Origin of the sequence: Hydrogenophaga sedimenti, assembly GCF_051857515.1 — a bacterium.
Taxonomy (GTDB): Bacteria; Pseudomonadota; Gammaproteobacteria; order Burkholderiales; family Burkholderiaceae_C; genus Hydrogenophaga.
The window spans coordinates 17,533-42,584 of sequence record NZ_JBPZHA010000008.1 but is presented as its reverse complement, the minus strand read 5'-3'; the positions used below and the strand labels follow the sequence as shown (position 1 = coordinate 42,584).

28 protein-coding genes and 1 pseudogene are annotated in these 25,052 nt (G+C 66.8%); 3 read left to right on the top strand and 26 right to left on the bottom strand.

Annotation, left to right across the window (positions count from 1 at the left end; all coding sequences use genetic code 11):
• Window positions 1-21 precede the first annotated feature (21 nt).
• Genes ACS5NL_RS14035 through ACS5NL_RS14020 form a run of 4 tightly spaced genes read right to left on the bottom strand, consistent with a single transcriptional unit; the run spans window position 22 to window position 4,215 of the window.
• Window positions 22-966 (bottom strand): M14 family zinc carboxypeptidase, encoded by a 945-nt coding sequence (locus ACS5NL_RS14035; RefSeq protein ID WP_439354479.1) that lies wholly within the window; start codon window positions 964-966, stop codon window positions 22-24.
• A gap of 60 nt (window positions 967-1,026) precedes the next feature.
• On the bottom strand, window positions 1,027-2,310 hold the full coding sequence (locus ACS5NL_RS14030) for an acyl-CoA dehydrogenase family protein (RefSeq protein WP_439354478.1): 1,284 nt from the start codon (window positions 2,308-2,310) through the stop codon (window positions 1,027-1,029).
• Between the two features lie 40 nt (window positions 2,311-2,350).
• Window positions 2,351-3,166: an alpha/beta fold hydrolase gene (locus ACS5NL_RS14025; protein ID WP_439354477.1), complete on the bottom strand. Its 816-nt coding sequence runs from the start codon at window positions 3,164-3,166 to the stop codon at window positions 2,351-2,353.
• On the bottom strand, window positions 3,163-4,215 hold the full coding sequence (locus ACS5NL_RS14020) for a 2,5-dihydroxypyridine 5,6-dioxygenase NicX family protein (protein ID WP_439354476.1): 1,053 nt from the start codon (window positions 4,213-4,215) through the stop codon (window positions 3,163-3,165). Before ACS5NL_RS14020 ends, ACS5NL_RS14025 begins: the two co-directional genes overlap by 4 nt.
• A gap of 188 nt (window positions 4,216-4,403) precedes the next feature.
• Between ACS5NL_RS14020 and ACS5NL_RS14015 the strand changes: the two are divergent.
• The 3 genes and pseudogenes from ACS5NL_RS14015 to ACS5NL_RS14005 form a co-directional block, all read left to right on the top strand.
• Window positions 4,404-4,922 (top strand): annotated as a pseudogene (locus tag ACS5NL_RS14015) (flavin reductase family protein); the annotation flags it as partial.
• Entirely contained in the window at window positions 4,920-5,405 is a 486-nt protein-coding gene (locus tag ACS5NL_RS14010) for a MarR family winged helix-turn-helix transcriptional regulator (protein ID WP_500684332.1), read from the top strand. The pseudogene ACS5NL_RS14015 and the gene ACS5NL_RS14010, both read left to right, overlap by 3 nt.
• 45 nt (window positions 5,406-5,450) lie before the next feature.
• Window positions 5,451-6,350: a DMT family transporter gene (locus ACS5NL_RS14005; protein ID WP_439354475.1), complete on the top strand. Its 900-nt coding sequence runs from the start codon at window positions 5,451-5,453 to the stop codon at window positions 6,348-6,350.
• 34 nt (window positions 6,351-6,384) lie between these two features.
• Here the strand turns inward: ACS5NL_RS14005 and ACS5NL_RS14000 are convergent, their stop codons facing one another.
• The 22 genes from ACS5NL_RS14000 to rhaI all read right to left on the bottom strand — a co-directional run bounded on the left by ACS5NL_RS14000 (window position 6,385) and on the right by rhaI (window position 25,042).
• Window positions 6,385-6,612: a hypothetical protein gene (locus ACS5NL_RS14000; RefSeq protein ID WP_439354474.1), complete on the bottom strand. Its 228-nt coding sequence runs from the start codon at window positions 6,610-6,612 to the stop codon at window positions 6,385-6,387.
• Window positions 6,609-6,836 (bottom strand): hypothetical protein, encoded by a 228-nt coding sequence (locus ACS5NL_RS13995; RefSeq protein ID WP_439354473.1) that lies wholly within the window; start codon window positions 6,834-6,836, stop codon window positions 6,609-6,611. The genes ACS5NL_RS14000 and ACS5NL_RS13995 overlap by 4 nt, the downstream gene beginning before the upstream one ends.
• Window positions 6,837-6,851: 15 nt before the next feature.
• Entirely contained in the window at window positions 6,852-7,016 is a 165-nt protein-coding gene (locus ACS5NL_RS13990) for a hypothetical protein (RefSeq protein ID WP_439354472.1), read from the bottom strand.
• Window positions 7,013-7,543, bottom strand: coding sequence for a hypothetical protein (locus tag ACS5NL_RS13985; RefSeq protein ID WP_439354471.1), 531 nt, complete (start codon window positions 7,541-7,543; stop codon window positions 7,013-7,015). Before ACS5NL_RS13985 ends, ACS5NL_RS13990 begins: the two co-directional genes overlap by 4 nt.
• A gap of 105 nt (window positions 7,544-7,648) precedes the next feature.
• Window positions 7,649-7,954: a hypothetical protein gene (locus tag ACS5NL_RS13980; RefSeq protein ID WP_439354470.1), complete on the bottom strand. Its 306-nt coding sequence runs from the start codon at window positions 7,952-7,954 to the stop codon at window positions 7,649-7,651.
• Window positions 7,955-8,089: 135 nt separating this feature from the next.
• The gene (locus ACS5NL_RS13975; RefSeq protein ID WP_439354469.1) at window positions 8,090-9,886 is read right to left on the bottom strand and encodes an NAD(P)/FAD-dependent oxidoreductase; all 1,797 of its coding nucleotides are present in this window, start codon (window positions 9,884-9,886) and stop codon (window positions 8,090-8,092) included.
• A gap of 181 nt (window positions 9,887-10,067) precedes the next feature.
• Window positions 10,068-11,975, bottom strand: a complete 1,908-nt coding sequence (locus ACS5NL_RS13970; protein WP_439354468.1) for a sigma-54-dependent Fis family transcriptional regulator — start codon at window positions 11,973-11,975, stop codon at window positions 10,068-10,070.
• A gap of 193 nt (window positions 11,976-12,168) precedes the next feature.
• The gene (locus ACS5NL_RS13965; protein ID WP_500684331.1) at window positions 12,169-13,419 is read right to left on the bottom strand and encodes a P-loop NTPase fold protein; all 1,251 of its coding nucleotides are present in this window, start codon (window positions 13,417-13,419) and stop codon (window positions 12,169-12,171) included.
• 385 nt (window positions 13,420-13,804) lie between these two features.
• Window positions 13,805-14,596, bottom strand: coding sequence for a type I methionyl aminopeptidase (gene map / locus ACS5NL_RS13960; RefSeq protein WP_439354467.1), 792 nt, complete (start codon window positions 14,594-14,596; stop codon window positions 13,805-13,807).
• Entirely contained in the window at window positions 14,596-14,868 is a 273-nt protein-coding gene (locus tag ACS5NL_RS13955) for a ParD-like family protein (RefSeq protein ID WP_439354466.1), read from the bottom strand. The genes map and ACS5NL_RS13955 overlap by 1 nt, the downstream gene beginning before the upstream one ends.
• Window positions 14,869-14,983: 115 nt before the next feature.
• The gene (locus ACS5NL_RS13950; protein ID WP_439354465.1) at window positions 14,984-15,295 is read right to left on the bottom strand and encodes a hypothetical protein; all 312 of its coding nucleotides are present in this window, start codon (window positions 15,293-15,295) and stop codon (window positions 14,984-14,986) included.
• Window positions 15,296-15,301: 6 nt separating this feature from the next.
• A complete protein-coding gene (locus ACS5NL_RS13945) occupies window positions 15,302-15,880 on the bottom strand; it encodes a lipocalin family protein (RefSeq protein WP_439354464.1) in 579 nt (192 codons plus the stop codon).
• 4 nt (window positions 15,881-15,884) lie between these two features.
• Window positions 15,885-16,307, bottom strand: a complete 423-nt coding sequence (locus ACS5NL_RS13940) for a VOC family protein (protein WP_439354463.1) — start codon at window positions 16,305-16,307, stop codon at window positions 15,885-15,887.
• A 37-nt stretch (window positions 16,308-16,344) separates the two neighbouring features.
• Window positions 16,345-16,875: a DUF1697 domain-containing protein gene (locus ACS5NL_RS13935; protein WP_439354462.1), complete on the bottom strand. Its 531-nt coding sequence runs from the start codon at window positions 16,873-16,875 to the stop codon at window positions 16,345-16,347.
• Between the two features lie 9 nt (window positions 16,876-16,884).
• Window positions 16,885-17,160, bottom strand: a complete 276-nt coding sequence (locus tag ACS5NL_RS13930; RefSeq protein WP_439354461.1) for a hypothetical protein — start codon at window positions 17,158-17,160, stop codon at window positions 16,885-16,887.
• A gap of 91 nt (window positions 17,161-17,251) precedes the next feature.
• Complete coding sequence (locus ACS5NL_RS13925; RefSeq protein ID WP_439354460.1) at window positions 17,252-18,697, bottom strand: FGGY-family carbohydrate kinase; 1,446 nt, start codon at window positions 18,695-18,697, stop codon at window positions 17,252-17,254.
• A 1-nt stretch (window position 18,698) separates the two neighbouring features.
• A complete protein-coding gene (gene rhaM / locus ACS5NL_RS13920) occupies window positions 18,699-19,040 on the bottom strand; it encodes an L-rhamnose mutarotase (protein WP_439354459.1) in 342 nt (113 codons plus the stop codon).
• Window positions 19,037-20,032, bottom strand: a complete 996-nt coding sequence (locus ACS5NL_RS13915; RefSeq protein WP_439354458.1) for an ABC transporter permease — start codon at window positions 20,030-20,032, stop codon at window positions 19,037-19,039. The genes rhaM and ACS5NL_RS13915 overlap by 4 nt, the downstream gene beginning before the upstream one ends.
• Window positions 20,029-21,030 carry an ABC transporter permease gene (locus tag ACS5NL_RS13910; protein WP_439354457.1) on the bottom strand — a complete coding sequence of 334 codons (1,002 nt, stop codon included), beginning with the start codon at window positions 21,028-21,030 and terminating at the stop codon, window positions 20,029-20,031. The genes ACS5NL_RS13915 and ACS5NL_RS13910 overlap by 4 nt, the downstream gene beginning before the upstream one ends.
• On the bottom strand, window positions 21,027-22,601 hold the full coding sequence (locus ACS5NL_RS13905; RefSeq protein ID WP_439354456.1) for a sugar ABC transporter ATP-binding protein: 1,575 nt from the start codon (window positions 22,599-22,601) through the stop codon (window positions 21,027-21,029). The genes ACS5NL_RS13910 and ACS5NL_RS13905 overlap by 4 nt, the downstream gene beginning before the upstream one ends.
• Window positions 22,602-22,634: 33 nt before the next feature.
• The gene (gene rhaS / locus ACS5NL_RS13900) at window positions 22,635-23,624 is read right to left on the bottom strand and encodes a rhamnose ABC transporter substrate-binding protein (protein WP_439354455.1); all 990 of its coding nucleotides are present in this window, start codon (window positions 23,622-23,624) and stop codon (window positions 22,635-22,637) included.
• A gap of 131 nt (window positions 23,625-23,755) precedes the next feature.
• On the bottom strand, window positions 23,756-25,042 hold the full coding sequence (gene rhaI / locus ACS5NL_RS13895; RefSeq protein WP_439354454.1) for an L-rhamnose catabolism isomerase: 1,287 nt from the start codon (window positions 25,040-25,042) through the stop codon (window positions 23,756-23,758).
• Window positions 25,043-25,052 lie beyond the last annotated feature (10 nt).

Sequence of the window (25,052 nt, the reverse complement as noted above, 5' to 3'; positions counted from 1 at the left end):
GGAATCCGCGACGCCGGGCGTTCAGCCGGCCTTCTTCGCCTTGACCGGCACGACCTTGGCGCCGTCCTTGGCCGGCTTGAGGTGCTCGCCCATCCAGCGGTTCAGGTCCAGCCACATCTGGCGCATCTCGGCGTCCAGCGGCGTGCGGATCGCGCTGTTGAGTTCGATCGTGACCACCGGCGTGCCCTTGTGCACGCCGCCGTAGTTGCCCAGGCTGCCGGGGAAGATGCCCAGCTGGTCCAGGTACAGGCGCCCCAGCCGCGCCGGCGGCACGGTCGGCCCGTCGAAGTCGAGCACGCCGTAGGGGGCGTGGATGCTCACCACCAGGTCGGGGTGGAAGCGCTCCATCTCTTCGAGCACGAAGCGCGACTCGGGCTCGGACAGCGGCTTGGGGCCGGGCCAGCGGCGCGGGTCTTTCTTCGTGCGCTGCTCCCAGTAGACCTTGGCGTCGCGCTCCCAGTTGGGCGTCGGGAAGTTGCGGTTGAGGTCCACGCCGTGCGCGTTCACGCGGGTGGCCGGGCGCTTCATCAGGCCATCGGGGTTGACCGCCGGCAGAAAGCGCCAGTGCACGTTGGACGGCATCTCGGTGGCGCGCTGGATCCAGTGCAGCACCACCGACGACGACGAGAGCTCGTCGCCGTGGATGCCGCCCAGCACCAGCACCTTCAGCTGCGCCTCGGGGGCCACCACGTCGCGCGCGAACAGCGTGCGGCCTTCGACCGACTTGCCCGCGGTCGGCACCAGCTGCGCCGCCTGGCACAGGGGCGCCTTGACGTTGGGCAGCCGCGCGACGAATTCGCCGCAGGGCTCGCCCAGGGGGGCCGCGGGCGCGCGCAAGGTGGCCGCGTCGGCGGTCGGGATCAGCGCGGGAGGAGCGTCGGCGGCCTGCGCCGGCAGACCGGCCAGAGAGAGCCCCAGACACAGGGCGCCCCGGCGGGCCACATGGAGAAGTTCGGAAGAACGCATCCCGCGATTCTAGGGATGCGCTGTCTCAGGGGTTTCCCGGTGCCGGCCCCGGTCGCTGGCTCAGTCGTCTTTTTCGCCCGGTTCGTAAAGGGTTTCACGGCCCATGCGGTCCAGGATCAGCTCGGCCGTCCAGGGCAGCATCAGCGCGCCGCAGCGGCTGTCGCGGTAGAGGCGTTCCAGCGGCAGGTGCTTGAGCATGCTCTGGCCGCCGCAGGTGCGGATGCCCAGCCGCGCCAGGTCGTTGGCGCCTTCCATCACGGCGTAGTGCGCGGCGTAGAGGCGCAGCTTCTCGTCCTTGCTCGGGTTGGGCTTGGCCTCGAAGATGGCGCGGGTGAACAGGCTCTTCATGGCTTCGAGCTGCAGCCGCATCTGCGCCACCGTGATCTGCTTGGTCGGGAACTGGCGGCGCTTGATCGGCGGCTCGCCCGGTACCTCGCCGCGCAGGTACTGCACGGTGAAGTCGTAGACCGCGTTGGCCAGGCCCAGGTAGGTGGGCGAGAGGGTGAAGAACATGGCCGGCCAGGTCTGCGCGCCCTTGAAGTAGATGCCGCGCGGCATGAGCTGTTCGTCGTCGCTGACGAACACGTCCTTGAACGCCAGGTTGCGGCTGACCGTGCCGCGCATGCCCAGCGGGTCCCACTCGCCGCTGATGCTGAAACCCTCGGCCGTCGCGGGCACGCTGATGTAGAGCGTGTCGCGCGCGTCGGGGTGGTGGTCGCCCTTGTCTTCGGTGCAGAGCACGCCGTAGTAGTCGGCCGCGCCCGAGAGGCTCGCCCAGATCTTGCGGCCGTTGATGAGCCAGCCGCTCTGGCCATCGCGCACCACCTTCTTCGCCGTGGTGCCAAAGGGCGCGCGGCCGGCCGCCGCTGCCGTGCCTTCGCTGAAGGGCTGAGCGTAGAGCTTGCCTTCGTGGACGATGCGCGCGAAGTGGATCTGGCGCCGCGCCGCGTGCTCGGCGCGCTGCTCGTCGGTCATCGCAATGCCGTCGGCCAGCACGCCGGTCCACATGGTCGAGCAGATGTGCATGTTCCAGGTCAGCGCGGTCGCGCCGCAGAAGCGCCCGATCTCGGCCGCGACCATCATGTAGGTCGGAAAATCGGCGCCCGCGCCGCCGAACTCGACCGGAATGCAAAGCTTGAGGAAGCCCTGCTCGCGCAGGTCGTCGTAGTTGGCGAACGGGAAGCTGGCTTCCTGGTCCCACCGCGCGGCGCGGGCCGCGAACTTGTCGCGACCCAGCGCATGGGCCTTGGCGAGCCACTCGCGCTGCAGCGGCGTGAAGGGCATGTCGCCCACGGCGGGCGTGAAGTCCAGGCCAGTGACCGGGTTGACGGGGCGGGTGCTCATGCGGGTGTCTCCTCTTTGGGGTGTGTTGTGCAAGGCGGGTTCAGTGCAGGTCGGGGCGGTGCTTGGGCGGCCGCTCGCGCAGGAAGTCCAGCAGGATGCGGTCGAACTCGTCGGGCGCTTCGAGGTTCATCAGGTGACCGACGCCGCGCATCTCGACGTACCGAGCGTTGGGAATGAGCTGCGCCATCTGCTTCATCACCGCGGGCGAGGCCACGCGGTCGAACTCGCCGCCGACCAGCAGCGTGGGCACGCCGATCTGCGCCAGCGCGGCCTGGCGGTCGAAGCTGACGATGCAGTCCAGCGCACGCCGGTAGGTGGCGGCCGACACACTCGCCATGCACTGCTCGGCCAGCCGCACGCCCTCGGGCAGCGAACCGGGGCCAACCATCTGCGGCACCAGCTTCGCCGCCATGTCGGCCATGGTCTGGCCGGCGTCGAGCGGCGCGGTGCGCTGGGCGATGAACTGCTGCGCCCAGGTCTCGGCGCTCTTGCCGTCGCTGCGTTTGCCGAAGGCCGCCGAGGTGCCGCAGAGCATGAGTTTGCTGACCTTGTCGGGTCGGCGCGCGATGACTTCTTGCGCCACCATGCCGCCCATGCTGTGCCCGACCAAGACCACGCTCTCGCATTGCAGCGCGTCGATCAGGTTCACACAGCTTTGCGCCAGGCCCTTGAAGGTGTAGGGCTCGATGGGCGCGCTGTGGCCGTAGCCGGGCATGTCCCAGGCGACCGCACGGTAGCCGATCGAGGCCAGGGTCTCGACCTGCGGCGCAAAAGCCAGATGCCCGCCGCCGATGCCGTGCAGCATGAGCACGGTCTCACCCGTGCCCAGGGTCGTGAAGGTAGGGATGCTGTTCAAGAGACCACCTTTCCGGCGTCGACGACGACCGTTCCATCGAGCGCCACCGTGCAGTCGCGCATCGGCCAGTCGAAGTGGCCGCGGGTGTAGCGGCCCGCCGTTTCGTTGGCCCCCGTGCTGTAGAGGAAGTTGCCCGCGAAGGCGCGCAGCTCGGTGCCGTTGAAGTCGCGCTTGTCGTACAGCGCCATGCTGTCCCAGCGCGCGGCGTCGCAGAGGCCGTAGCCGACATGCGAGACGGCATACGCCTCCTTCTCACCCCAGGCCGCGAAGTAGGAGCGCAGCAGCTCGGCGTCGACGCCACCACCGTCGATGTGGGTCACGTAGTCGTTGGCGATGGTCAGCGTGATCGGCCGCTCGATGTAGCGCTTGAAGGTCAGATTCACGTCGCCCTCGGCCAGCACCAGCCGGCCGTTGACGCTGCCGGCCGCCGGGAAGGCCAGCACGATGCCACCGGGCCAGTGCGTCAGCGTGCCGGGGCGCGTGGTGCTGCCCCAGTTGCCGCCGACCACCGCACCCTGCAGCGAGATGCCCAGGTCGGTGCCGGCCGGCGAGGTCACGCGCATCGCCTTCGCGCCGCGCAGGCGCTTCACATGCTCTTTCACGCGCGCCTCGGTCGCGTCGTCGGGCAGCAGCCGCGCCAGCGCCTCCGGGTGCTCGTTGCTCACGTAGACGATGCGCGGCTGCGTCGTGCCGTTGCCCTGCAGGATGGCCGGCAGCTCGGGCGCGTGCATCAGTCCTTCGACCGTGCAGTCGATCACCAGCGTGCTGGCCTGCAGCGCCGCGATCACCGGGCCGAGCTGCTGGATGGCAGGGCTGGCGCCGGTCGAGCGCGTCACCGGCTCGCCCACCGCGCCGAACACCGACGGCAGCGTCAGCTGGTAAGGCCGCGCGCCCAGACGGGCCGCCGCCAGCCGCGCGAGCTCGATCAGTACCGGCCGGCTCTGGGTTTCACCGAGAATGGCTACCGTGTCCCGTGGCTGCAATGCGCAGCGCCGGAGAACCGTTTCAAATGCGTCGATCCACGCGGGCTCGATCCGCTCCTGCAACATGAAAGTACCCCCCGCGCCGCCTGCGGCGTCACCCCCCAGGGGGGCGATGCCAGTGGCCCGGCAGAGCCGGTTCCACGGCATCCTTGACGAAAGCACGTGCGCTGAAATGACGGTTGATAAACCCTGTCCCATGAGGGTGAGACCGGCCTGAAGCGCATTATTGATGAAATTTCATATAAATTGCAGCCATGTCCCCATCCCGTGCCGCCGGCCTCATGGCCCGCCCTCCCGATTTCTCGCCGCGCGACTTCCGCGCGACGCTGGGCATGTTCGCGACCGGGGTCACGATCGTCACCGCGCGCAACGACAGCGGTGAACCTGTCGGGCTGACGGCCAGCTCCTTCAACTCGGTCTCGCTCGATCCGCCGCTGGTGCTGTGGAGCCTGGGCAAGGCGGCCGGCTCGATGGCGGTGTTCACCCAGGGCCGGCACTACGCCATCAACGTGCTGGCCGCCGACCAGCAGGCGCTGGCCGAGCGCTTTGCCGCGCGCGGCGTGGACCGCTGGGCCGGCGTCGAGTTCGACGAAGGCGCCGGCGGCGCACCGCTGCTGCGGGGCTGCGTCGCGACCTTCGAGTGCTTCAACCGCAGCCAGTACACCGAAGGCGACCACGTCATCTTTGTCGGCGAAGTCGAGCGCTGCACGCGCCGGCCCACCGCCTCGCCCCTGCTGTTCCACGGCGGGCGCTTCTATACCGAGCACCCGCTGCAAGCCGACCCCAGCGCGCCGCAGGCGCCCGACAACCGCTTCGTCGGCAGCTACCTGGGCTACCTGCTCGGCCAGGCCAGCCACGCGGTCTACCGCGACTTCGAGAACGCGATTGCCGCGCAGGGCCTGACCCACATCGCCTGGCGCGTGCTCGCGGTGCTGCACGACGCGGCGCTCGCGCCGGCTGCCACCGGACTTCAGGGCGGTCTGCCCATGGGCCAGCTCGCGCGCGACGTGCTCGCCAAGCAACCGACCGTGACCAAGCTGGTGCAGCGCATGGCCGACGACGGACTGGTCACCTTGCTGGCCGACCCGGCGGACCAGCGCCGCACCCTGGTCGCGGCGACCGCCAACGGCCAGCGCATCGCCGCCGCGCTGATCGAACAGGCGCGCGCACAGGAAACCAACCTGCTCTCGCGCTGGTCGGCCGGTGAGGCCGAAGCACTCAAGCGCCACTTGCAGCGTCTGGCATCGGGCCAGTGACCGCATGCGCGCTCTGGCGCGCTTCTCTCGGATACCCTTTCCTTCATGACCCCCGTCCAACGCAAAGACCACCTCGACACCTTCGCCATGACCCTGCTCGTGGCTTGCTGCGCCTTCTGGGGTTTCCAGCAGATCCTGATCAAGTTCGCCGGCCGCGAGATCCCGCCGCTGTGGCAGGCCTCGGTCCGCATGGTGGGCGCCACCGCCCTGCTCTGGCTCTGGTGCCAGGTCCGCGGTGTGAAGCTCTTCACCCGCGACGGATCACTGCCGGGCGGACTGCTGGTCGGTCTGCTGTTCGCGGCCGAGTTCTGCCTGATCTACCTCGGCCTGCAGCACACCAGCGCCTCGCGCCTGACCGTGTTCCTCTACACCAGCCCGTTCTGGGTCGCGCTGCTGCTGCCGCGTTTCGTGCCCACCGAAAAGATGCGCGGCCTGCAGTGGGTCGGGCTGTTCATCGCGTTTGCGGCCGTGGGCGTGGCGTTCAGCGAAGCCTTCCTGCACGGCTCGGCACCGGGCCAGTGGAAAGGCGACGCCATGGGCCTGGCCGCCGGCATGTTCTGGGGCCTGACCACCATCGCCATCCGCACCTCCAAGGTCGCGAGCATCCAGGCCGAGAAATCGCTCTTCTACCAGCTGAGCGTGACCGCCGCGGTCTGCCCGCTGCTGTCGCTGGCGCTGGGTGAAACCTGGGGCTTCGACTACTCCGCGCTGGCCTGGGGCTCGGTGTTTTTGCAGACCGCCGTCGGCGCCTTCGCCAGCTACCTGGCCTGGATGTGGATGCTGCGCCACTACCCCGCGACGCAGATGTCGACCTTCACCTTCCTCACCCCGCTGTTCGCGCTGGTGTTCGGCGTGGTGCTGCTGGGCGAGCCGCTGACCACACAGCTGGTGCTGGCGCTGGTGGGCGTGGCCTGCGGGATCGTGCTGGTGAGCCGGAAGGGGTAAGCGACAGGCCTCAGGCCTGGTCACCGGTCACCGGTCACCGGTCACGGAAATGCGACCACAGGGCAGTGCCGCCAACAACCGCCACCGCCCCGACCACGGTCAGCAACCTGCCAAGGGTCGTGGAACACCCGAAGGCGAACGCATTGGCCACACAGCTGATGTTGTCGCCCTCCGTCATCCAGCGGTAAAGCAACGCGCCGGCAGCGACACTGGCCGTCAGGCCCACAAGGAAGCGCACGATCACGAGCAGCGGTTTTTTCACTTTCGATCTCCTGAGATCAAGCGCTGAAAACATACCACCGTCAGAACGGCGACGGGCAGGTACAGCAAGCCGTCCAGGCAAGTGAGGCAATGGCCCGAGGCCGCCACGAACGGAATCAACCAGAACAACGGCACCATCGGAGCGAAGATCACCACGATCTGATTCGGGAGTTCGTCGGCAGAGAGAGGTCTCACAGGCTTGCCCACGGTGTCACGCAAAGGCATTTAACCAGTTCGTTGTCACGGCTGGATCGCGAACGCAATCACCACCTGTTTGGGCGTCTGCTTGAACTCGTTGACCGCCGCCACTTTCGCCTTGTCCGCAATGTCGGACAGATTGGCGTTGGCCGGGATGCCCTGGAACGTGACATTCACCGAGGTCAGGTTGCCGTTGAAACCGATCACCCATACGCCAGCACCAACACCAGAAACAGCAGAAACCCCTGCACCTCCAGCGGTACGCCCGGCGGCAGGTCGGTGCCCAGCCGTCTGCGCATGGTGAACAGGTCGGCTTCCTCGATGCGACCGGTCACCTGACCGCCCTGCACCCAGTCAAAGCGCGTCTTGAGGCGTCCAAAGCGGCGCACGAGTTCGCCCTTGCAGGGACCGGTGATGCGAACGGTAGGCGAGCGGAACAGATGGCCAGTCACCGTGACGTCGGCCGCCGCGACGCACACGCCATCCTTCATCAGCTCGTAGCGCGTGTCGTTTTCCCAGCCACGGCGCGTGTACTCGAACTCGATGGTGTACGCCGCTCCCGACAGGGTCATGTCGATGCGCGACGACAGGCGCCCGGGCGCCGGGTTCTTCAGCCGCGCGTTGCGCGCCTCGGCCCAGTCGGGGAAACACAGGTCACCGATCGCGGCACCGCCCGGTGACACGAGGTCGTAGGTGAAGCCGGAGAGGGCCGAGCGCTGCTGGGCGATCAGCATGGGAAGCTCTCGCGAGTTCGACGGGTGGAGATGCTCAGCCAAGGAAATAGCAGGAACAGCCTCCACCACAAAAGACAATGCATAGAGCTGGAGGTATCCGGTGCGTCAGCTCTGGACACGTTCGACATCCCTGGCCCAGAACCGGATGGCGGGATCCTGCTCGAAGCTCCGCACCCTCACCCGCGCAGTCTCCAGGCCACGCTCAGAGAGATCGAGTATTTCCATGCCCGAACCTGAGCCGACATATCCCTCGTCCACAGACAGTTGCTCAAACGCCAGAAAGCGGAGCATCACCGTCTCCTCCTCTCGGCAGAGCGTGATGGACAGTTCTCGGGCCTGGAAGTCCACTTGCAGCGACACGACCTTGTAGGTCCACGGACGTTGCAGGATGGGATGGGGTCGTTCGGACATGGTGATGCTCCCTTGCTTGCCCCGCCAGGCGCTTCTCTGTACCAGCGGCGCGTCACTGTAACCCGTGCCCCTCACCCCAAAAACGAGGGCCGGTCGCAACGGCCGGCCCTCATGATTCACCTGCCCCTCAAGGCCTCACCGCAGGTGGTGCACCGCCGCCTGCCCGTAGACCGGCGTGTCCAGCCCCTCATAACGCGCCTTGAGCTGCAGCGAGAGGAACTGCGAGTAGTGGCGGCTCTGGTGCAGGTTGCCGCCGTGGATCCAGAGCTGCTGCTGGTTCGTCGGCTTCCACATGTTGCGCAGCTCGCCTTCCCACGGCCCCGGGTCCTTGGTGGTGCTGGAACCCAGGCCCCAGACCTTGCCGACGCGGTCGGCGACTTCGGGTGACACCAGGTCGGCCAGCCAGCGGTTCATCGAGCCGAAGCCGGTGGCGTAGACGATCAGGTCGGCCGGCAGTTCGGTGCCGTCGGTCAGCGTCACGCTCTTGGGGTTGATGCGTTCGATGTTGTTGTGGCTCTTGAGCTTGATGCTGCCGTTGGCCACCAGCTCGCTCGCGCCCACGTCGATGTAGTAGCCCGAGCCGCGGCGCAGGTACTTCATGAACAGGCCCGAGCCGTCGTCGCCGAAGTCGAGCATGAAGCCAGCCTTCTCCAGCCGGCCGTACAGGTCGGCGTCGCGCTTCTTCATCTCGTCGTACACCGGGATGTGGAAGCTGTGCATGATCTTGTAGGGCACGCTGGCGAACACGAGGTCGGCCTTGTGGTGGTCGATGCCGTTCTTGATCGCCTCTTCGCTGTAGAGCCCGCCCAGCGCCAGCTCCATCAGCGAGTCGGACGGCGCGATGTGCGTGCTGCTGCGCTGGATCATGGTGACGTCGGCGCCGTTTTCCCACAGGGCCGCGCAGATGTCGTGCGCCGAGTTGTTCGACCCCAGCACCACGCATTTCTTGCCCACGTACTGCTCGGGGCCGGGGTGCTTGCTGGAGTGGTGCTGGTCGCCTTCGAAGCTGTCGGCGCCTTCGATCTGCGGCACGTTGGGGTAGCCCGAGACGCCGAGCGCGAACACCAGCTGCTTGGGCCGCAGCACGACTTCCTTGCCCATGCGGTCCACGGTCAGTTCCCACTCGCCCCTGGCTTCGTTGAAGTGCGCCTTCTTCGCGGTGGTCGAGCCCCAGTAGTTGATCTCCATGACCTTGGCGTACATCTCCAGCCAGTCGCCGACCTTGTCCTTGGGCGCGAACACCGGCCAGTCGTCCGGGAAGGGCAGGTACGGCAGGTGGTCGTACCAGACCGGGTCGTGCAGGCACAGCGTCTTGTAGCGGTTGCGCCAGCTGTCGCCGGGGTTGGGGTTCTTCTCGATCACGATGGTCGGCACGCCCAGGCGGCGCAGCCGCGCGGCCAGGATGATGCCGCCCTGCCCGCCGCCGACGATGACGACGTAAGGCTGCTCGGTGTAGCCCAGGCGCGCCTCTTCTTCGTGGCGCCGCTCCAGCCAGCTCTTGCGGCCCTTCTGCGCGCCGTGCTCGGCGCCCTTGATGCGGCGCGTGCCCTTCTTCTCTTCAAAGCCCTTGAGCTCGACCATGGTGGTCAGCAGGGTCCAGGCCTTGTCGCCCTTGAGGCGCAGATGGCCGCGGCCGCGCGAGACCTTGGTCTCGAAGGTGAACCAGGCGTCGGTCACGCCGTCGGCTTCGGTCGCCTCGCCTTCGAGCTGGAAGTTCGACGCCGCCGTGTCGGCCTGCCGCGCGGCGAGCATCTCGGTGATCGCGCCGTGGCCTTCCTGCGTGCGGATGTTCCAGGTGAAGGACACGAGGTCGCGCCAGTAGCAGTCGGCGTCGAAGAGGGGAAGCACGGCATCGGGCTTGCCGGTCGCCAGCGCGGCGCCAAAGGCGTCCAGCCAGCGCTGTGCCCGCCCGGAGGGCGTGTTAGCAGTCATGGGTTGTCTCCTGTGATGCCGGCCTCGGTGCGGGCCGGTGCCTTCTGCATCACAAGACGCGTGCCATGCGGGCGGCGCGCGCAAGTGCTTGATCTGATTGCTGTTGGCCAGTGGCGTCGGGTGTCACACCCCGTGCAGCTGTCACCCTCGCGGAGTGACAGGTGTCACTGCCGCTCGACGGTCACTCCATGCGGTTCGGGGGCACGATGCCAGCACGCTTCATCCTGCGATAGAGGGTCATGCGCGAGAGCCCCATCGCCCGCGCCACCGCGCTCACGTTCCAGTGCGCAGTGCGCAACGCCTGCAGCAGCGCTTCCGGCCCGTCGTCAGTGGTCGAGGCAGCGGTGTCCACGCCGCGCCCTGGCAGACGGCTGGCCTGCAGTTCGGGCAGGTCGTCGAGGTCGATCTCCCCGTCCGCGCAAATGCTCGCCGCGTAGTCGAGCACGTTGCGCAGCTCCCGCAGGTTGCCTGGCCAAGGGTGGCTCATCAGCCGTTGCAGCGCGGCCGGCGTGAGCGAGCGGCCGCCCAGCAGGCGCGTGATCATCGCGCCCAGGTCGCTGCGCTCGCGCAGCGGCGGCAGCTGGATGTGCGCGCCCTTGAGGCGGTAGTACAGGTCGTCGCGGAAGCGCCCCGCCAGCACCAGCTGCTCCAGCGGCGCGTGCGTCGCCGCGATCACGCGGATGTTCACCGGCACCGGCTTCGTCGCACCCACCGGCAGCACCTCGCGCTCGGACAGCACGCGCAGCAGCCGCGCCTGCAGCGCCAGCGGCATGTCGCCGATCTCGTCGAGGAACAGCGTGCCGCCGTCGGCCTCGGCGATCAGGCCGCGCTTGCCCTTGGGCGAGGCGCCCGAGAAGCTGCCCGGCAGGTGGCCGAACAGCTCGCTCTCGATCAGGTGCTCGGGAATCGCCGCGCAGTTCACCGCCACGAAGGGCCGGCTGCGCCGCTCGCTCGCGGTGTGCACCGCCTTCGCGAAATACTCCTTGCCCGAGCCGGTCTCGCCGGTGATCAGCAGGCTGATGGGCGTGTTCACCAGCCGCGCCACGCGCTCCACCTGCCGGTCCAGCGCCGCGTCGCCGGCCGAGAGCGCGGCCAGCGGCGCGGGCACGCGGCGTTCCTCGCGCGGCGCGCTCGCCACCGGCCGCGCCGGCGGCGGCACCGCCGAGAGGAACAGCAGCTGCTTGCCGCCCGCCAGCATCACCGCCCGCTGGTCCGAGGGCTGCGTCATCACGAAGCGGCCGATCTGTCCGAACGGCAATCCGAACAGCTGCTCGAAGCCCATGCCCAGCAGCGGTTCACCCTTCTGCAAAGCCAGTTGCGCCCGCCGGTTGTGGCCCACCACGCGGCCGTTCGCGTCCAGCGCCAGCAGGTAGTCCGGCTGCACGTCGAGGAACTGCGGCGCCTGCGACAGGCGCAGCACCCAGTCGTGCCGGTGGCGGTGCAGGAAGGCCGCGTTCTCGATGTCGTGCGCGTACATCTTCACCAGCTGCAGCGCCAGGTGCTGGCTCTCCTTGGGCTGCTGCGAACTCAGCTGCGAAATGTCCAGCACCGCGCTCAGCTGCCCCGCGCTGTCGTACACCGGCGCGGTGGTGCAGGTCAGCGGAATGTGGGTGGCGTCGAAGTGGTCGTCCAGGTGCACCGTCAGCGCCTGGCCGGTGCTGATGCAGGTGCCCACGCCACAGGTGCCGGCGTGCTGCTCGCTCCAGTCCGCGCCGAGGTACAGGCCCGCCTTGCGCAGGCTGGGCTCGAACACCAGGTCGCCCAGGAAGTCCACCGTCACGCCGCGCGCATCGGTCAGCAGCACCACATAGCCCAGCCCCGCGACCTTGCTGTAGAGCGACTCCAGCCCGTGGCGCGCGATCTGCAGCAGCGCCTCCATCTGGTCCTGGTGCTCGCGCAGCCGCGCCTGCGGCAGGATCACCGCCTCCTGCATGCGCGTCGGGTCCAGCCGGTGCTGCTGCACACAACGCAGCCACGAATCGCGGATCACCTGCTCATGCCGCGCCGCGATCTGCGCCCCCACCCCGTCCGCGGCCACCTGCATCACGGTGGCAATGTGCTGGTGCGGGCTGGTGGTGGCGTGTTGCATGGCGCGTCTCCGGGGTGAAGGCTGGCGGGCGTCAGAAAGCCTTGCACCTTCGGATCAGCGCGGGGTGGTGTCAATGGAGGGTTTACCCGGGGAAGCAACCGGCCTAGTTGATGCGAACACCAAAAATCCAGAAAACAAATTAATCCAAACACCTCCAAACTCATTCGAACCAAATACGAGTGAAGCCTACAACTCACCCTTGCTCTTGCTCCCTTAGAACCTGAAGCCTTACAAATGCCTTCAGAGCTGGATCTTTAAATGTCGTGTAATTATTTAGTCGATCCACGCCTTCAGGTCGCTCAACATCACTCAGAACCTGCCCATAGCGGGCATCCTTCAAATCGCGCAACGGCCCCGATAGAGATGTGCTCGGGACATCTTTTCCAAGATATTGCGAAACACGTTCCTTTAGCATTTCCATAGTCACGTACTCATCATCACACTCCGCCATAGCTCGAAGAATTTGCTTTCTATAGCGAATGTCCCCCGTGCTCTCAACCGCAGAGATATAGGCTTTATTCAGTCTATTCATCTTCGTTTCTACAAGGGCATCTACAGCCTTACCTATATCAAGGAGACTCACTCTACGCGGATTTCTTTCAAATGCAGCTTCTGCAACTTCCAAACATAGGTACTGAAGAATGCTCGGCGAGCCGACACTCGTTCTCACAAGCTTAGCGACAGCATCGGATCCAACTTCTATGGCAAGAGATCTCATCCCTTCTTGAACCACGTAATGAGACTCCATGTCAGTCATCGACTTGAGGTGAATTTCTTGAATTAGGCGATCTATACCCGGATCAGAGGATACAAGCTTACTTGCATCCGATGCAGTTCCAAGCAATACAATTTTGAAGTTTTTGCAATTTGCATTGCCGTAGCTCTTTACGAATTTCGACAAGTCTTCAGCAAACTCCGGCGTCGCTCGGTGCAATTCATCTATTAGCAAAGCTACCCCAGCAGTTTCACAAATTTCAATCACTTTCGAATCAGTCGGAGACGTTACGACAAATTGCTCCTCTAGCTGAATTGTCGATCCAGATGTTGCCGTTTTCTTTGCTGCAACAAGAGCATTCCAGCCTCCATGAGAAACCCCCGCTTGCATAGATTGCTCACTCGCAGTTGAACTACTACTGCCAGCCACTTTCTTTGTCTGCACCGAGTACCCCAACTTCTCAAGGCACCGAGAAAATACCGCCTCCAACCTTTGATCGGCCACACTCTCAATATTTACCAATAACCCTTTGTCATCTTTATCTTTAAGAGCGTATCTAGCCATCGATGTTTTGCCAACACCATACTCTCCATAAACAACAGGAACCATGCCACGCCTGAGCGTCTTGTTGAAAAGATCCTCTGCAGTTCCACGACTGGCATAAATGTTGGTCGGATGAATCGGCAACTGCCCGGGGGTAAACACATCATTTGGGGTTAGCATTTTCAAGATCCTTTCTATTTCCAACCAAGCAACCAATCCCGATCAGTATCACTAGGCGGAAGGCATCCAAACTAGCAGCAACAAAGCGGACGTATCCTAGGTTGCAAATGGGCCTCTAAAATCCAAAAAGAAAAGCATCGTACTGCATGTGCCTCAGTCCAGCATCAACGATAGCCCCGTTTAGAAGTAGCAACAGCTGCGGAATGTCATAAATCGACCAATGACTCAGCAGAGTTCCTGAATCGCGGTCGGAACCACCTTGGGGGATATCGATAGGTTCTACAAGGTTTCGCGATTCGGTTCGCTAACGGCGGCGAGCTGCTGGCTTGGGCTGAGGTCGAGGTTCTAGTCGTGCATCCAGACAAGGGTTGCCACGATGGCCAGCGGCACATCACACCGCCGGATACGCCCCCGTCCCACCCGGCCAAGCCGTCAGCACCTCAAACCCCTGCTCCGTCACCGCCACCATGTGCTCCCACTGCGCCGAGAGCGAGCGGTCCTTGGTCACCACCGTCCAGCCGTCGGCCAGCTGCCGGGTCTCGCGTTTGCCGGCGTTGAGCATGGGTTCGATGGTGAAGACCATGCCGGCCTCCAGCCGCAGGCCCTGGCCGCGCTGGCCGTAGTGCAGCACGTTGGGTTCGTCGTGGTAGATCTGACCGATGCCGTGGCCGCAGTACTCGCGCACCACGCTGAAGTGCTCGCGGTACGCGACGCTCTGGATGGCGTGGCCCACGTCGCCGAGCGTGGCGCCGGGCCGCACCTGCCGGATGCCGGCCAGCAGGGCTTCGTAGGTGGTGTCGACCAGCCGCCGCGCCAGGGTGCTGGGCGTGCCGACGCAGAACATGCGGCTGGTGTCGCCGAACCAGCCGTCCTTGAGCACGGCCACGTCGATGTTGACGATGTCGCCGGCCTTGAGGATCTTGTCGGCCGCGGGGATGCCGTGGCAAACCACGTGGTTGACCGAGGTGAGGATGGTCTTGGGGTAGCCGTGGTAACCGAGGTTGGCGGGGATGGCGCCCTGCACGTGGACGATGTGGTCGTGGGCGAGGCGGTCGAGCGCTTCGGTGCTGACGCCGGGCACGACGTGCGGCTCGATCATGGCCAGCACCTCGGCGGCCAGCTGTGCGGACCGCCGCGCCATGACCAGTTCGTCGGCGCTGCGGATCGGGACGGGGCGCGCCATCAGTGGCGGCCTTTGGCGGTGGCGGCAGCGGCGGTCTTGGGTGGCGTGGCAGGCGTGCCGAGGGTGGCGGCGTTGCTGAGGTCGAGACCGCCGCTGAGTTCGGCCTGGATCAGCAGCTGGCAGATGGCGCGGTAGTCGAGGTCGGGGTGCATCTCGGTCAGCATGCCGACGCGCATCCAGTGCTCGGCCTGCGCGTTGATGGACCGGCTCAGGGCCGTGCCCGCGACCCGCAGGTTCTCATGCATCTGGTCGGAAATTTTGACGATGCCCATGGGTGGACTCCATATGAAACATATACGGATTGTATTTGTTTCATATTTCTCACTGCACGGTGTCGAGGCAGCTGCTCTGCGCGGCTAGAAGCTCAAGGTCCGGTTGATTGCAGGTTCAGGCTTCGGCTTCGCTGACCGTGATCGTGCCTTCCGCATATTCGAAGCTGTACTTCCCGTCTGGGCTGGAAAAGCGCAGCTGTCCCGTTTCGTAGTTCAGCTCATTGACGAAGACCATTGCCCCATCAATGGGCCCGATGCCGATGGCGTGGCCGCATTCGGGATAGGTCGGCTCAGAATCCCTCGCCACTCGCTGCCAACTGCCTAAGGAAAAGACGCCCTTCCCGGAGTGAGAAACAACAAGCAGATACCGGCCCGAAGGATCGACGCCAGCTGCAACAAGACCTCCTACAAATAGATGCGTTTTCATGGCTCGTTAAGGTTGCGCCGTCTTCTCCAGCTTCGACAGGTCAAACCCCTTGGCCTGCAAGCGCCCCAGCAAGGCCTGGTAAGCCGCAGCGTCCACAGCCGGCGTGCGCGATAGGACCCACAGGTATTCGCGGTTCGGCTCGCTCACGGCGACGAGCTGGTAACCCGGGTCGAGGTCGATGACCCAGTAGTTGGCCCAGACCATGGGCAGCCACGACAGCCAGGCAGAGGCGAAGCGCACCTCCAGCCTGGGCGAGTCGGCGGGGCCGTCCTGGCGCGCGCGGCCCACGGCTTCGGTCATCTCGCCATTGGCCTGGCGGCAGCGGTTGACGACGTCGATCTGGCCGTCGTCGCGTTGGCGATAGAGCGCCTGCGTGTCGGCCACGCACTGGCGCTGGAAGCGGTTGGGATACTTCGCGATTTCGTACCAGGTGCCCAGGTAGCGGCCGACGTCAAGGCGCTCGATGGCCTGAAGCGGCTCGGGCGGGGTGGTGCTTTGCGCGGGGGCGGCGAGTGGCGCGAGCAGGGTCAGGGCCACGGCCAGCGGGAACCAGAGACGCGATGGAAGTGGTGTGGGGAAGCGCATGCGGTCAAGCAACCCCAAGGGCTGGTCCTTTGAGTTCGATGACGTTGCCGTCCAGGTCGCAGAAATACAGGGAGAACCCTTCGCCCTCCGCGCCAAAGTTGGTGCTCGCCGGGCCTCTGGGCACGACGCCATGTTCGGCGAGGTGCGCCACGATGCGTTGTTCGTCGAAGGGCTCCACCCGCAGGCAGAGGTGGTCGACGTTCCGTCCCTCCGCCTTCGGCCCCTCCCCGCCGACCCGACCCAGCGGTCCGTCGATGGCCACGAGATCGATCAAGGACGCGCCAGCCCGGACATGCATCAGACCAAGTTCGGGCCGCTCGCGCACGAGGCGGCAACCGAGCACGCGCTCGTAGAACGCCACGCTGGCGGCAAGATCCCGCACGCGGAACACGACGTGATCGATGCGTTCGACGGTGAAGGGAAGCATGGGCGGCGGCGTTGGGTGGGATTGCCGCATTCTGGCGTCAAACCAGTGCGGCCAGCTTGAGCGTCGTGCCCCAGTTGCGTGTGGTGATGCCTTTGCCGGCCTTGCCCAACATCGCCTCGCCCGCTTTGCTTTCCAGCAACCCGCCCGCGCAATGCAGGTAGGCGGCATGCGCCGTGACGGCGAGGCGCTCGCCCGGGTTCAGCAGCGGCTGCAAGGCATCGAGCTCGGCCAGCCGGGCCGGGTCCATCGCGAAGGCCACGAGAAAACGCGAATGCTCCGCCTCGGGCGGAACGATCGGGTTGCCATCCACGATGGCGCGGAACTCGCTGGCGGACTTCACGATCACCGGCGTGGTGACGCCGAAGCGGTCCTGCAAGCCGGCAGCGATGTCGGCGGCCAGCTTCGTCGCGCTGCGGCTGGTCGAAGCGAACACGGCGTTGCCGCTGTTCCGCAAGGTTTTCACGTCTGTGTGTCCCAGCGCTTCGAGCATGGCTCGGAACTCGGCCATCGGCACGCGGTTGCCTTTACCGACGTTGACACCACGGAGAAGGACGACGAAGCGGGACATGGCTACGAGTCAATGGCGATGTTCTGCCAATGCCGAAAGCCGTTGCACAAACTTCTCACCGACCAACTCGTCCACTCGTGCAATGGCCTTCACCGCTTCCACCGAGTCGAATGACCTGCCTTCCAAAACTGCCAAGGCTTGATTGTGCAAGGCATAGGCAAGATGAGCCGCGGCTCGAACAGAGGGCTCTCCGGCGGCGTCACTACCCAGTTGCCCGGCCAGCAGGCGCCGCAACTCGTACACGGCGAATGCCAGGAGAGTGGTTTGGTCGATGTTGGAGGTCATGAGTTTGGGTGAGATACACCCGCGATGTATATGACAGCACGCAGGATACCTGTCCCCTCAAGTCAAGACATTCAAGCACGCTCAGATCACATCAGGCAGCGACCTCCTCCACCACAGCCTCCCACGCGGCCCGCGCCGCCTGCAGCCGCGCCACCTCCACCGCGTCGGGCAGCGGCACCTCCGCGTACCGCGCGCCCTCCCCCGCCGGTTCGTCCCAGCGGGTGCTGAGCCAGGCGCCGCGCGCCGTACCTTCCACCTCGTCCACGCTGCGCAGCAGGCGCATGGGCGCGAGCAGTGCGGCCAGCGCGGTGACGAAGGCGGGGTTGTCGGTCATCGGGCCTTCGAGCACCACGGTGTGGGCGGCCTCGGCGGCCGGCCCCTGCGGCAGCAGTTCGCGCAGGGTCTGCGCGGTCATGAGCGCGCAGTACCAGGCGCCGAGCGCGGGCCGCAGGTGCAGCGGCACCTCGCCGGGGCGGTTGCCGATGCGGCGTTCGCCCTGGCGCAGTTCGGCCACGCGGCCGTGCGCGGCGCCGGGCTGGGCGCTGTCTTCGGGCAGCACCATCCAGCCCGCGTCGATCACGTCGCGCAGCGCGCGCAGCGTGGCGAGCGAGGGGTCGGCGCCGTGGCAGAGGTGGGCGAATTCGCGCCCGCCCATGAAGCGCGCGGTCGGCACGGGTTTGCCTTCGACCGACTGGTTGAAGAGCTGGTCGCGCAGCGGGTCGAGCGTGAGCGCGTCGGTGGGCACGCCGGGCGCCATGATGACCGTCCAGGTGCCGGTGGAGACGACGCTGGCGCCGGGCAGCGCGTGCAGGTGGCGCGCGAGGCAGGCGTTGCTGTCGTGCAGGCCGACGTGCACGCGGCAGTCGGGCGCGAGGCCGAGCGTGGCGGCGAGTTCGGGCCGCAGCGGGCCCAGCGCTTCGTGCGCCAGGCGCAGCGGTGCGAAGCGTTCGGTCAGGCCCTGTCGCACAGCCCAGGGCGCGAAGGCGTTGCGCGCGGGTTGCCAGAGGTGGGTGTGGCAACCCAGGGACGTGGCCTCGTTCGCGGCCACCCCCGTGAGCCACCAGGCCCAGTACTGCGGGTAGGGCAGCCAGTGGCGCACGCGCGCCCAGGCCTCGTGCCGGTTCTGCTGCAGCCAGTAGAGCTGCAGGCCGGCGTTCAGGCCCAGCGGCAGCAGGGGCGAGCCGGTGAGCTCGAAGCCGTCGAGCAGGGCCGTATAGCGCTCGCGCCAGGAGCCGTAGCCGTCCCACTCGTAGTCCATCGGCGGCAGCGCGAGGCCATCGTCGCCAATGGCGCAGAAGGCCGCGCCGTGGGTGGTGATGCCGATGCGGCCGATCTGGCGCCGCTCGGGCAGCGTGGCCATGCCCTCGAGCAGCCAGGCCTGCAGGGCCTCGGTGCCGAGCGCGGTGTAGCCGTCGGCGTCGACCGGCGCATTGGCCTGCACGCGGCGGGCCAGCACGTCGCCCTCGGCGTTGAACAGCACCAGCTTGGCGTTGCTCTTGCCGATGTCGAGGACCAGCGTGTGGGGGTGGCGGTTCATGTCATTCCATGTGGAAGAGACAGGGCAGGTCTTCGGCCACCGGTGAGCCATCCGGATTGCTGCGCATGATGTCCTTCATGTGCTGCCACCAGCGCTGCATCACCGGGTGCTGCGGCAGGCTGGCCATGCTGTGGCCGGCGCGGCGGCGCAGCACGCCGAACAAGACATGGTGTTCGGCGTCGAGGTAGATGCTGTAGTCCTCGATGCCGCTGTCCTTGAGCAGGCTGACCAGCTCCGGCCAGATGGCGTCGTGGCGGCGGCGGTATTCGTCGACGCAGCCGGGGTTGAGGAACATGCGGAAGGCGTGTTTTTCCGTGGCGCTGTCGGGCGAGGCGTTGCTCATGTGAAGCTCCCCCGCACGGCCTGATTTCTCTGGAAGCGCGCCATGAAGCGGCGCAGGTACTGCGGCAGCACCATGGCCACGATCAGCAGGCCGCCGACCACCATGGACACCACGATGCCGGTGACGTTGAGCATGCCCATGGCGAAGGTGAAGCTGCCCAGCAGCACGGCGGCCAGCAGGGTGCCGACGATGCTGCCCTTGCCGCCCAGGATGGAGACGCCCCCGAGGATGACGATGGTCACCGCGTCCAGCTCCCAGCCCATGGCGAGGTTGGGCCGGGTGCTGCCGATGCGGCCGGTGAGCAGCACGGCGGCCAGCGCGGCCATGACGCCGGCGAAGACGAAGAGGCCCATGCGGTAGCGGTCGACCGCGATGCCGGAGAAGCGCGCGGTGACGGCGTTCGCGCCGATGGCGTAGACGCGTCGGCCGTGCACCGTGGCGTGCAGGAACAGGCCGACCAGCAGCGCCGCGATCAGCATCACGGCGAACTCGATCGGCACGATCAGCCAGGGCAGGTCCAGCAGGTCGCCCACATAGCCGTTGCCCCAGGTGACCAGGGTCTCCGGGTAGCCGGTGAGCGCCTGGTCACCCAGCACCACCTGCGCGAGGCCGCGGTAGAGCGAGAGGGTGCCGATGGTGACGACGATGGAAGGCAGCTTCCAGCGCGTGACCAGCCAGCCGTTGAGCGCGCCGCAGGCCGCGCCGGTGGCGAGCGCGGCGAGCACCATGGTCGCGGTGCCGGCGCCGGCCTTCATCGCGAAGCCCATCGCCATCGAGGCCAGCGCCATGGTGGCGGCGATCGAGAGGTCGATCTCGCCCGCGATCACCAGCAGCGCCATCGCCAGCGCGATCAGCGCCTTCTCGGAAAAGTTGTAGGTGCTGTCGGCAAGCGCGTAGGGCGTGAAGAAGCCCTCGATGCCCAGGCCGAAGCCCAGGTAGACCAGCACGATCAGCGCAATGAGGATGCGCTCCCAGGTGTCCAGCGCCTTCATGCGGCCGCTCCTTGACGGGTTTCGAGAATCTGTCGGCCCTGCGTGCGGTCGGCGCGGGCGTTGAGCACGACCGAGACCAGGATCACCGCGCCGGCAATCGCCTGCTGCCAGAACGGCGAGACCTGGATCACCGGCAGCGCGCCATTGATGACGCCGATGAACAGCACGCCCAGCAGCGCGCCAGCGATGGTGCCGACGCCGCCGCCGATGCTGACGCCGCCGATCACACACGCGGCGATGACGGTCAGCTCGTAGCCCGAGGCGAGTTCGGTGAAGGCGATCGAATAGCGGCCGACCCACAGCAGGCCCGCGAGGCCGGCCAGCAGGCCCGAGAGCGTGTAGGCCATGACCAGGCGCTGGCGCACCGGGATGCCGGCGTAGAGCGCGGCGTGCGGGTTGCCGCCGTAGGCGTAGAGCTCGCGCCCTTCGCGGCGCCAGCGCAGCAGCCAGGCGGTCGCCAGGGTCACCACCAGCGCGACCCAGATCAGCGCCGGCAGGCCGAGCCATTCTTCGCGCGGCAGGCCCTTGATGAGCGGGTGGATTTCGTGGTCGGAGATCCAGGCGCCGCCGCTGGCCACGAAGATCGCGCCGCGGTAGGCCGAGAGCGTGCCCAGCGTGACCACGATGGGCGGCAGCGAGAACCGCATGATCAGCCAGCCGTTGACCGCACCCAGCAGCGCGCCGATGGCGCAGGCCATGAGCAGCATCAGCACCAGCGGCATGCCCGGCCAGGCGCGCGCGGCCAGCGCGCACAGCATGCCGGTGAGCGCGAGGTTGGACGCCACCGAGAGATCGACGCCGCGCGTGAGCAGCACCAGCATCTGGCCCATCACGAGGATCACGAGGATGGCCGAGTCGTTGCCGATGTCCAGCGCGTTGCGCGCGCTCAGGAACACCGGCGCGCGCCAGCCGACGGCCAGCACGATGAGGGTGATGATGACCGCGAGCAGCCACTCGCGGCGGCGGGCGTGCCAGTGGGTAGAAAGTGCGGCGCTCATGCGGCCAGCTCCTGCGGTTCGTTGTGGACAGGTGAGGCGGAGGCGATGCCCGACGCGGCGGACACGATGGTTTCGGCGTCGGCCTCGCCCTGTTCAAAGGTCGCGACCATGCGGCCGCGCCGCATGACCACGGTGCGGTGCGCGAGGTGCATCACCTCGGGCAGCTCGCTGGACACGAGGATCACGGCCAGGCCCTGCGCGACCATCTCGGCGATCAGCTGGTAGACCGCCTGCTTGGCGCCGACGTCGATGCCCTTGGTGGGTTCGTCGAGGATGACGATGCGCGGGTTCAGGCCCAGCCACTTGGCGATCACCACCTTCTGCTGGTTGCCGCCCGACAGGCCCGAGAGCGGCGTGTCGTGGCCGGCGGTCTTGATGCGCAGGCGGCCGATCATGCTGTCGGTCAGCGCGGCCTCTCGCGCCGCCGAGAGCCAGGGCCCGCGCGAGAGCGGCTCGGCCTTGGTCACCGGGCCGGCGAGGCCCGCGAGCGAGATGTTGTGGCGCACCGAGAAGTCGAGGATGCCGCCCTGGCGCTGGCGCTCCTCGGGCACGTAGGCCAGGCCGGCCGCAATCGCGTCGGCCGGCTCGCGCACCTTGAGCGCCTTGCCGCCGACACGGATCTCGCCGCGCGCCTGCGGGTTCAGGCCCATGAGCGCGAGCATGGCCTCGCTGCGGCCCGCGCCGACCAGGCCGTAGAAGCCCAGGATCTCGCCGGCGCGCAATGAAAAATTCAGGCTGTCGAATTCGGTCGGGTGCGAGAGGCCTTGCACCTCCAGCACCAGCTCGCCCGCCTGGCGCGGGATGTGGGGGTAGATCTTGCTGATCTCGCGGCCGGCCATGAGGCGGACCAGCTCGTTTTCCTGTGCGTCGGCGATGCGGCCGTGGCCGACCGAGGCGCCGTCGCGCAGCACCACGTAGCGGTCGGCGACGGCGAAGATTTCGTCGAACTTGTGGGTGATGAACAGCACCGCGACGCCCTGCTTCTTGAGGCCGCGCACCAGGCCGTAGAAGTCGCGGATCTCGGCCTGCGAGAGCGCGGCCGTGGGTTCGTCGAGGATCACCACCTTCGCCTGCTGCGAGAGCGCGCGGGCGATCTCGATCAGGTGCCGCTGCGCCAGGCTCAGCTGCTTGACCGGCGTGGTGGCGGCAAAGCCGGCGCCCACCTGGTCGAGCACGGCCTGCGCCTCGGTGTTCATGCGCGCCAAGTCGATCACCGACAGCGGGCCGAGGCGGCGCATCGGCTGGCGGCCGATGAAGATGTTCTCGGCCGCGGACAGCTCCTCGAACATCACGGTTTCCTGGTGGACGGCGACGATGCCCGCCGCCTGCGCGTCCTGCGCGCGGGCGAAACGCACCGGCTCGCCACCGAGCAGGATCTGCCCTTCGTCGACCGGGTACACGCCGGTCAGCAGCTTGACCAGCGTGGACTTGCCGGCACCGTTCTCGCCGATGAGGGCGAGCACCTCGCCCGGCACCAGCTCCAGGTCCACGCCCTTGAGGGCGTGGGTCGGGCCGAAGCGTTTGTGGATGCCTTGCAGCCGGAGCCAGGCGGAGGGATTCTCAGTTGTCATGGCCACCAGTCGCACGGTGCAAGGCTTTCAGGATCAGAAGATCTTGGCGAATTTGTCCACGTTGGTGGCGTCGTAGGTGAAGGGCTCGGCCATGGCGGCTTCGCCGTTTTCATCCAGCGTGGCCTTGCCGACGCGGCCCAGCGAAATCACCTCGCCCTTGGTGCCCTTGGCCGTGCCCTTCATGAAGGCGTGCACAGCGTGGATCGAGGAGTAGCCCAGGTCGATCGGGTTCCAGATCGCGAACGACTTGACTGCGCCGCTCTTGACGTGGCCGGCCATTTCCGAGGGCAGGCCCAGGCCGGTCACGAAGATCTGGCCGACCTTCTTTTCGTCCTGCACGGCCTTGGCCGCGGCGGCGATGCCCACGGTGGTCGGGGCGACGATGGCCTTCAGGTTGGGGTAGCTCTTGAACAGGCCCTGCGCTTCGCGGTAGCTCTTGTCGGTCTGGTCGTCGCCGTAGACCACGTTGACCAGCTTCAGGCCGGCGTATTCGGGCTTGGCCAGCACCTTCTTCATCTCGCCGATCCAGATGTTCTGGTTGGTGGCCTGCGCGGTGGCCGACAGCACGGCGATCTCGCCGCTCTTGCCCGCGACCTGCTCGCTCATCTTCACCAGCTTCTCGCCGATCAGCGTGCTGTTGGACGGGTTCAGCTGCATCAGGCGGCCTTCCTTCTTCACGCCGGAGTCGAAGGAGATCACCTTGATGCCGCGCTGCATCGCCTTCTTGAGCGAGGGCACGAGCGCGTCGGGGTCGTTGGCGGAGATGACGATGGCCTTGACGTTCTGCGCGATCAGCGAGTTGACGATCTCGATCTGGCCTTCGGCGGTGGCCTTGGCGGGGCCGGTGTAGATGATCTCGACGTCCTTGAGCTCCTTGGCGGCTTCGAGCGCGCCCTGGTGGGCGGCGTCGAAGAAACCGTTGCCCAGGCTCTTCACCACCAGGGCGATCTTGTCGGCGGCGAAGGCCGGCTGGGCCAGCGCAAGAGCGAGGGCAGCGGCGGTCAGTGCGAAGCGGGATTTCATGTTGATGTCTCCAGAGGTTGTCGTCGCAGAGGGTGATGATCGACCCGGGTGGGTCAGGGTCCTGTCGCTGGCGCGGTGCCCGCGATCGGGATGGGGCCGGCGCTGCGCGGACGCAGCGCCGGGTGTCGGGTTCAGACGATGCCGCCGCTGCCGCCGGCGGCGGCCGGGCGTTCGCCGGCCACGCGCTGGCGGTAGCCGCTGGCGCGGTAGGCGGCCACCGGATCGATGGCGCCGCCCGCGTCCAGCCGCACGGATTGCAGCAGCGGGGTCACGTCGGTCTGGAAGGCCTGCTTGAGCAGGTGTGTCGCGGTCAGTGCGTCGTTGGCGTCCTGCGCGGCATCGAGCGCGGCGCGGTCGACCAGCAGGGCCTGCGCATAGCTGCGCTGCACCTGGATCGCGCTGGTCATCAGGCTCTCGATCGGGTCGGTGACGTTGTGGCTCTGGTCCAGCATGTAGGCCGGGTCGAAGGCCACACCTTCGTGCGCCGCCGCCACCAGCTCGTTGAACACCAGGAACAGGCGGTAGGGCGAGACGCTGCCGGCGTCGAGGTCGTCGTCGCCGTACTTGCTGTCGTTGAAGTGGAAGCCCGCGAGCTTGCCGGCGGCGATCAGGCGCGCGACGATCAGCTCGATGTTGACGTTGGGCGCGTGGTGGCCGAGGTCGACCAGGCACTGTGCCTTCGGGCCCAGGGTCTGCGCGGCCAGGAAGCTGGAGCCCCAGTCCTGGATCACCGTGGCGTAGAAAGCCGGCTCGCAGATCTTGTGCTCCAGCATCATTCGCCAGTCGCCCGGCAGCGCGGCGTAGATCTGATGTGCGCTCTCCAGGTAGCGGTCGAAGGCGCGGCGGAAGTGCTGCTGGCCGGGGAAGTTGCTGCCGTCGCCGACCCAGACGGTCAGAGCCTTGCTGCCCAGCGCCTGGCCGATCGCTATGCACTCCAGGTTGTGCGCCACGGCCTGCGCGCGGGTGGCGGCGCTGGTGTGGCTGAGGCTGCCGTACTTGTAGCTGTGGGCCTGGCCGGGCTGGTCGCTGAAGGTGTTGGAGTTCATCGCGTCGAACGCGAGGCCGGCCGAGGCCGCGGCCTGGCGCAGCTCGCTCCAGTCGCTGCACTTGTCCCAGGGGATGTGCAGGCTGACCGTGGGCGTGGCGCGCGCCAGCTGCTGGATCACGCCGCAGTCCTGCAGCTTGTCGAACACATTGCGCGGCTCGCCCTGACCGGGGAAGCGCGCGAAGCGCGTGCCGCCCGTGCCCACGCCCCAGCTGGGGATGGCAACACCGAAGGCCGCGACCTGCTGGCGCACGGTGTCGATGTCGATGTGGCGGCGCGCGAGCTGCTCGCCCAGGTGCTCGTAGTCGTTGCGCACATGGCGCAACAGCTTGTCGTTGTGCGCGGCAATCGCGTCGGCAGGAATCAGGTTCATGGAGGTCTCC

Bases quoted from the DNA above. Each gene is read 5' to 3' on its own strand.
- ACS5NL_RS13955 (WP_439354466.1), bottom strand. From the start codon at position 14,868: ATGGGCATCGTCAAAATTTCCGACCAGATGCATGAGAACCTGCGGGTC.
- ACS5NL_RS14005 (WP_439354475.1), top strand. From the start codon at position 5,451: ATGACCCCCGTCCAACGCAAAGACCACCTCGACACCTTCGCCATGACC.
- ACS5NL_RS13940 (WP_439354463.1), bottom strand. From the start codon at position 16,307: ATGCTTCCCTTCACCGTCGAACGCATCGATCACGTCGTGTTCCGCGTG.
- rhaM (WP_439354459.1), bottom strand. From the start codon at position 19,040: ATGAGCAACGCCTCGCCCGACAGCGCCACGGAAAAACACGCCTTCCGC.
- ACS5NL_RS14020 (WP_439354476.1), bottom strand. From the start codon at position 4,215: ATGTTGCAGGAGCGGATCGAGCCCGCGTGGATCGACGCATTTGAAACG.
- ACS5NL_RS13995 (WP_439354473.1), bottom strand. From the start codon at position 6,836: ATGCCTTTGCGTGACACCGTGGGCAAGCCTGTGAGACCTCTCTCTGCC.
- rhaI (WP_439354454.1), bottom strand. From the start codon at position 25,042: ATGAACCTGATTCCTGCCGACGCGATTGCCGCGCACAACGACAAGCTG.
- map (WP_439354467.1), bottom strand. From the start codon at position 14,596: ATGGCGCGCCCCGTCCCGATCCGCAGCGCCGACGAACTGGTCATGGCG.
- ACS5NL_RS13935 (WP_439354462.1), bottom strand. From the start codon at position 16,875: ATGTCCCGCTTCGTCGTCCTTCTCCGTGGTGTCAACGTCGGTAAAGGC.
- ACS5NL_RS13915 (WP_439354458.1), bottom strand. From the start codon at position 20,032: ATGAAGGCGCTGGACACCTGGGAGCGCATCCTCATTGCGCTGATCGTG.
- rhaS (WP_439354455.1), bottom strand. From the start codon at position 23,624: ATGAAATCCCGCTTCGCACTGACCGCCGCTGCCCTCGCTCTTGCGCTG.
- ACS5NL_RS13975 (WP_439354469.1), bottom strand. From the start codon at position 9,886: ATGACTGCTAACACGCCCTCCGGGCGGGCACAGCGCTGGCTGGACGCC.
- ACS5NL_RS14035 (WP_439354479.1), bottom strand. From the start codon at position 966: ATGCGTTCTTCCGAACTTCTCCATGTGGCCCGCCGGGGCGCCCTGTGT.
- ACS5NL_RS13950 (WP_439354465.1), bottom strand. From the start codon at position 15,295: ATGAAAACGCATCTATTTGTAGGAGGTCTTGTTGCAGCTGGCGTCGAT.
- ACS5NL_RS13925 (WP_439354460.1), bottom strand. From the start codon at position 18,697: ATGAACCGCCACCCCCACACGCTGGTCCTCGACATCGGCAAGAGCAAC.
- ACS5NL_RS13985 (WP_439354471.1), bottom strand. From the start codon at position 7,543: ATGCTGATCGCCCAGCAGCGCTCGGCCCTCTCCGGCTTCACCTACGAC.
- ACS5NL_RS13980 (WP_439354470.1), bottom strand. From the start codon at position 7,954: ATGTCCGAACGACCCCATCCCATCCTGCAACGTCCGTGGACCTACAAG.
- ACS5NL_RS14030 (WP_439354478.1), bottom strand. From the start codon at position 2,310: ATGAGCACCCGCCCCGTCAACCCGGTCACTGGCCTGGACTTCACGCCC.
- ACS5NL_RS13945 (WP_439354464.1), bottom strand. From the start codon at position 15,880: ATGCGCTTCCCCACACCACTTCCATCGCGTCTCTGGTTCCCGCTGGCC.
- ACS5NL_RS13930 (WP_439354461.1), bottom strand. From the start codon at position 17,160: ATGACCTCCAACATCGACCAAACCACTCTCCTGGCATTCGCCGTGTAC.
- ACS5NL_RS13910 (WP_439354457.1), bottom strand. From the start codon at position 21,030: ATGAGCGCCGCACTTTCTACCCACTGGCACGCCCGCCGCCGCGAGTGG.
- ACS5NL_RS13905 (WP_439354456.1), bottom strand. From the start codon at position 22,601: ATGACAACTGAGAATCCCTCCGCCTGGCTCCGGCTGCAAGGCATCCAC.
- ACS5NL_RS13970 (WP_439354468.1), bottom strand. From the start codon at position 11,975: ATGCAACACGCCACCACCAGCCCGCACCAGCACATTGCCACCGTGATG.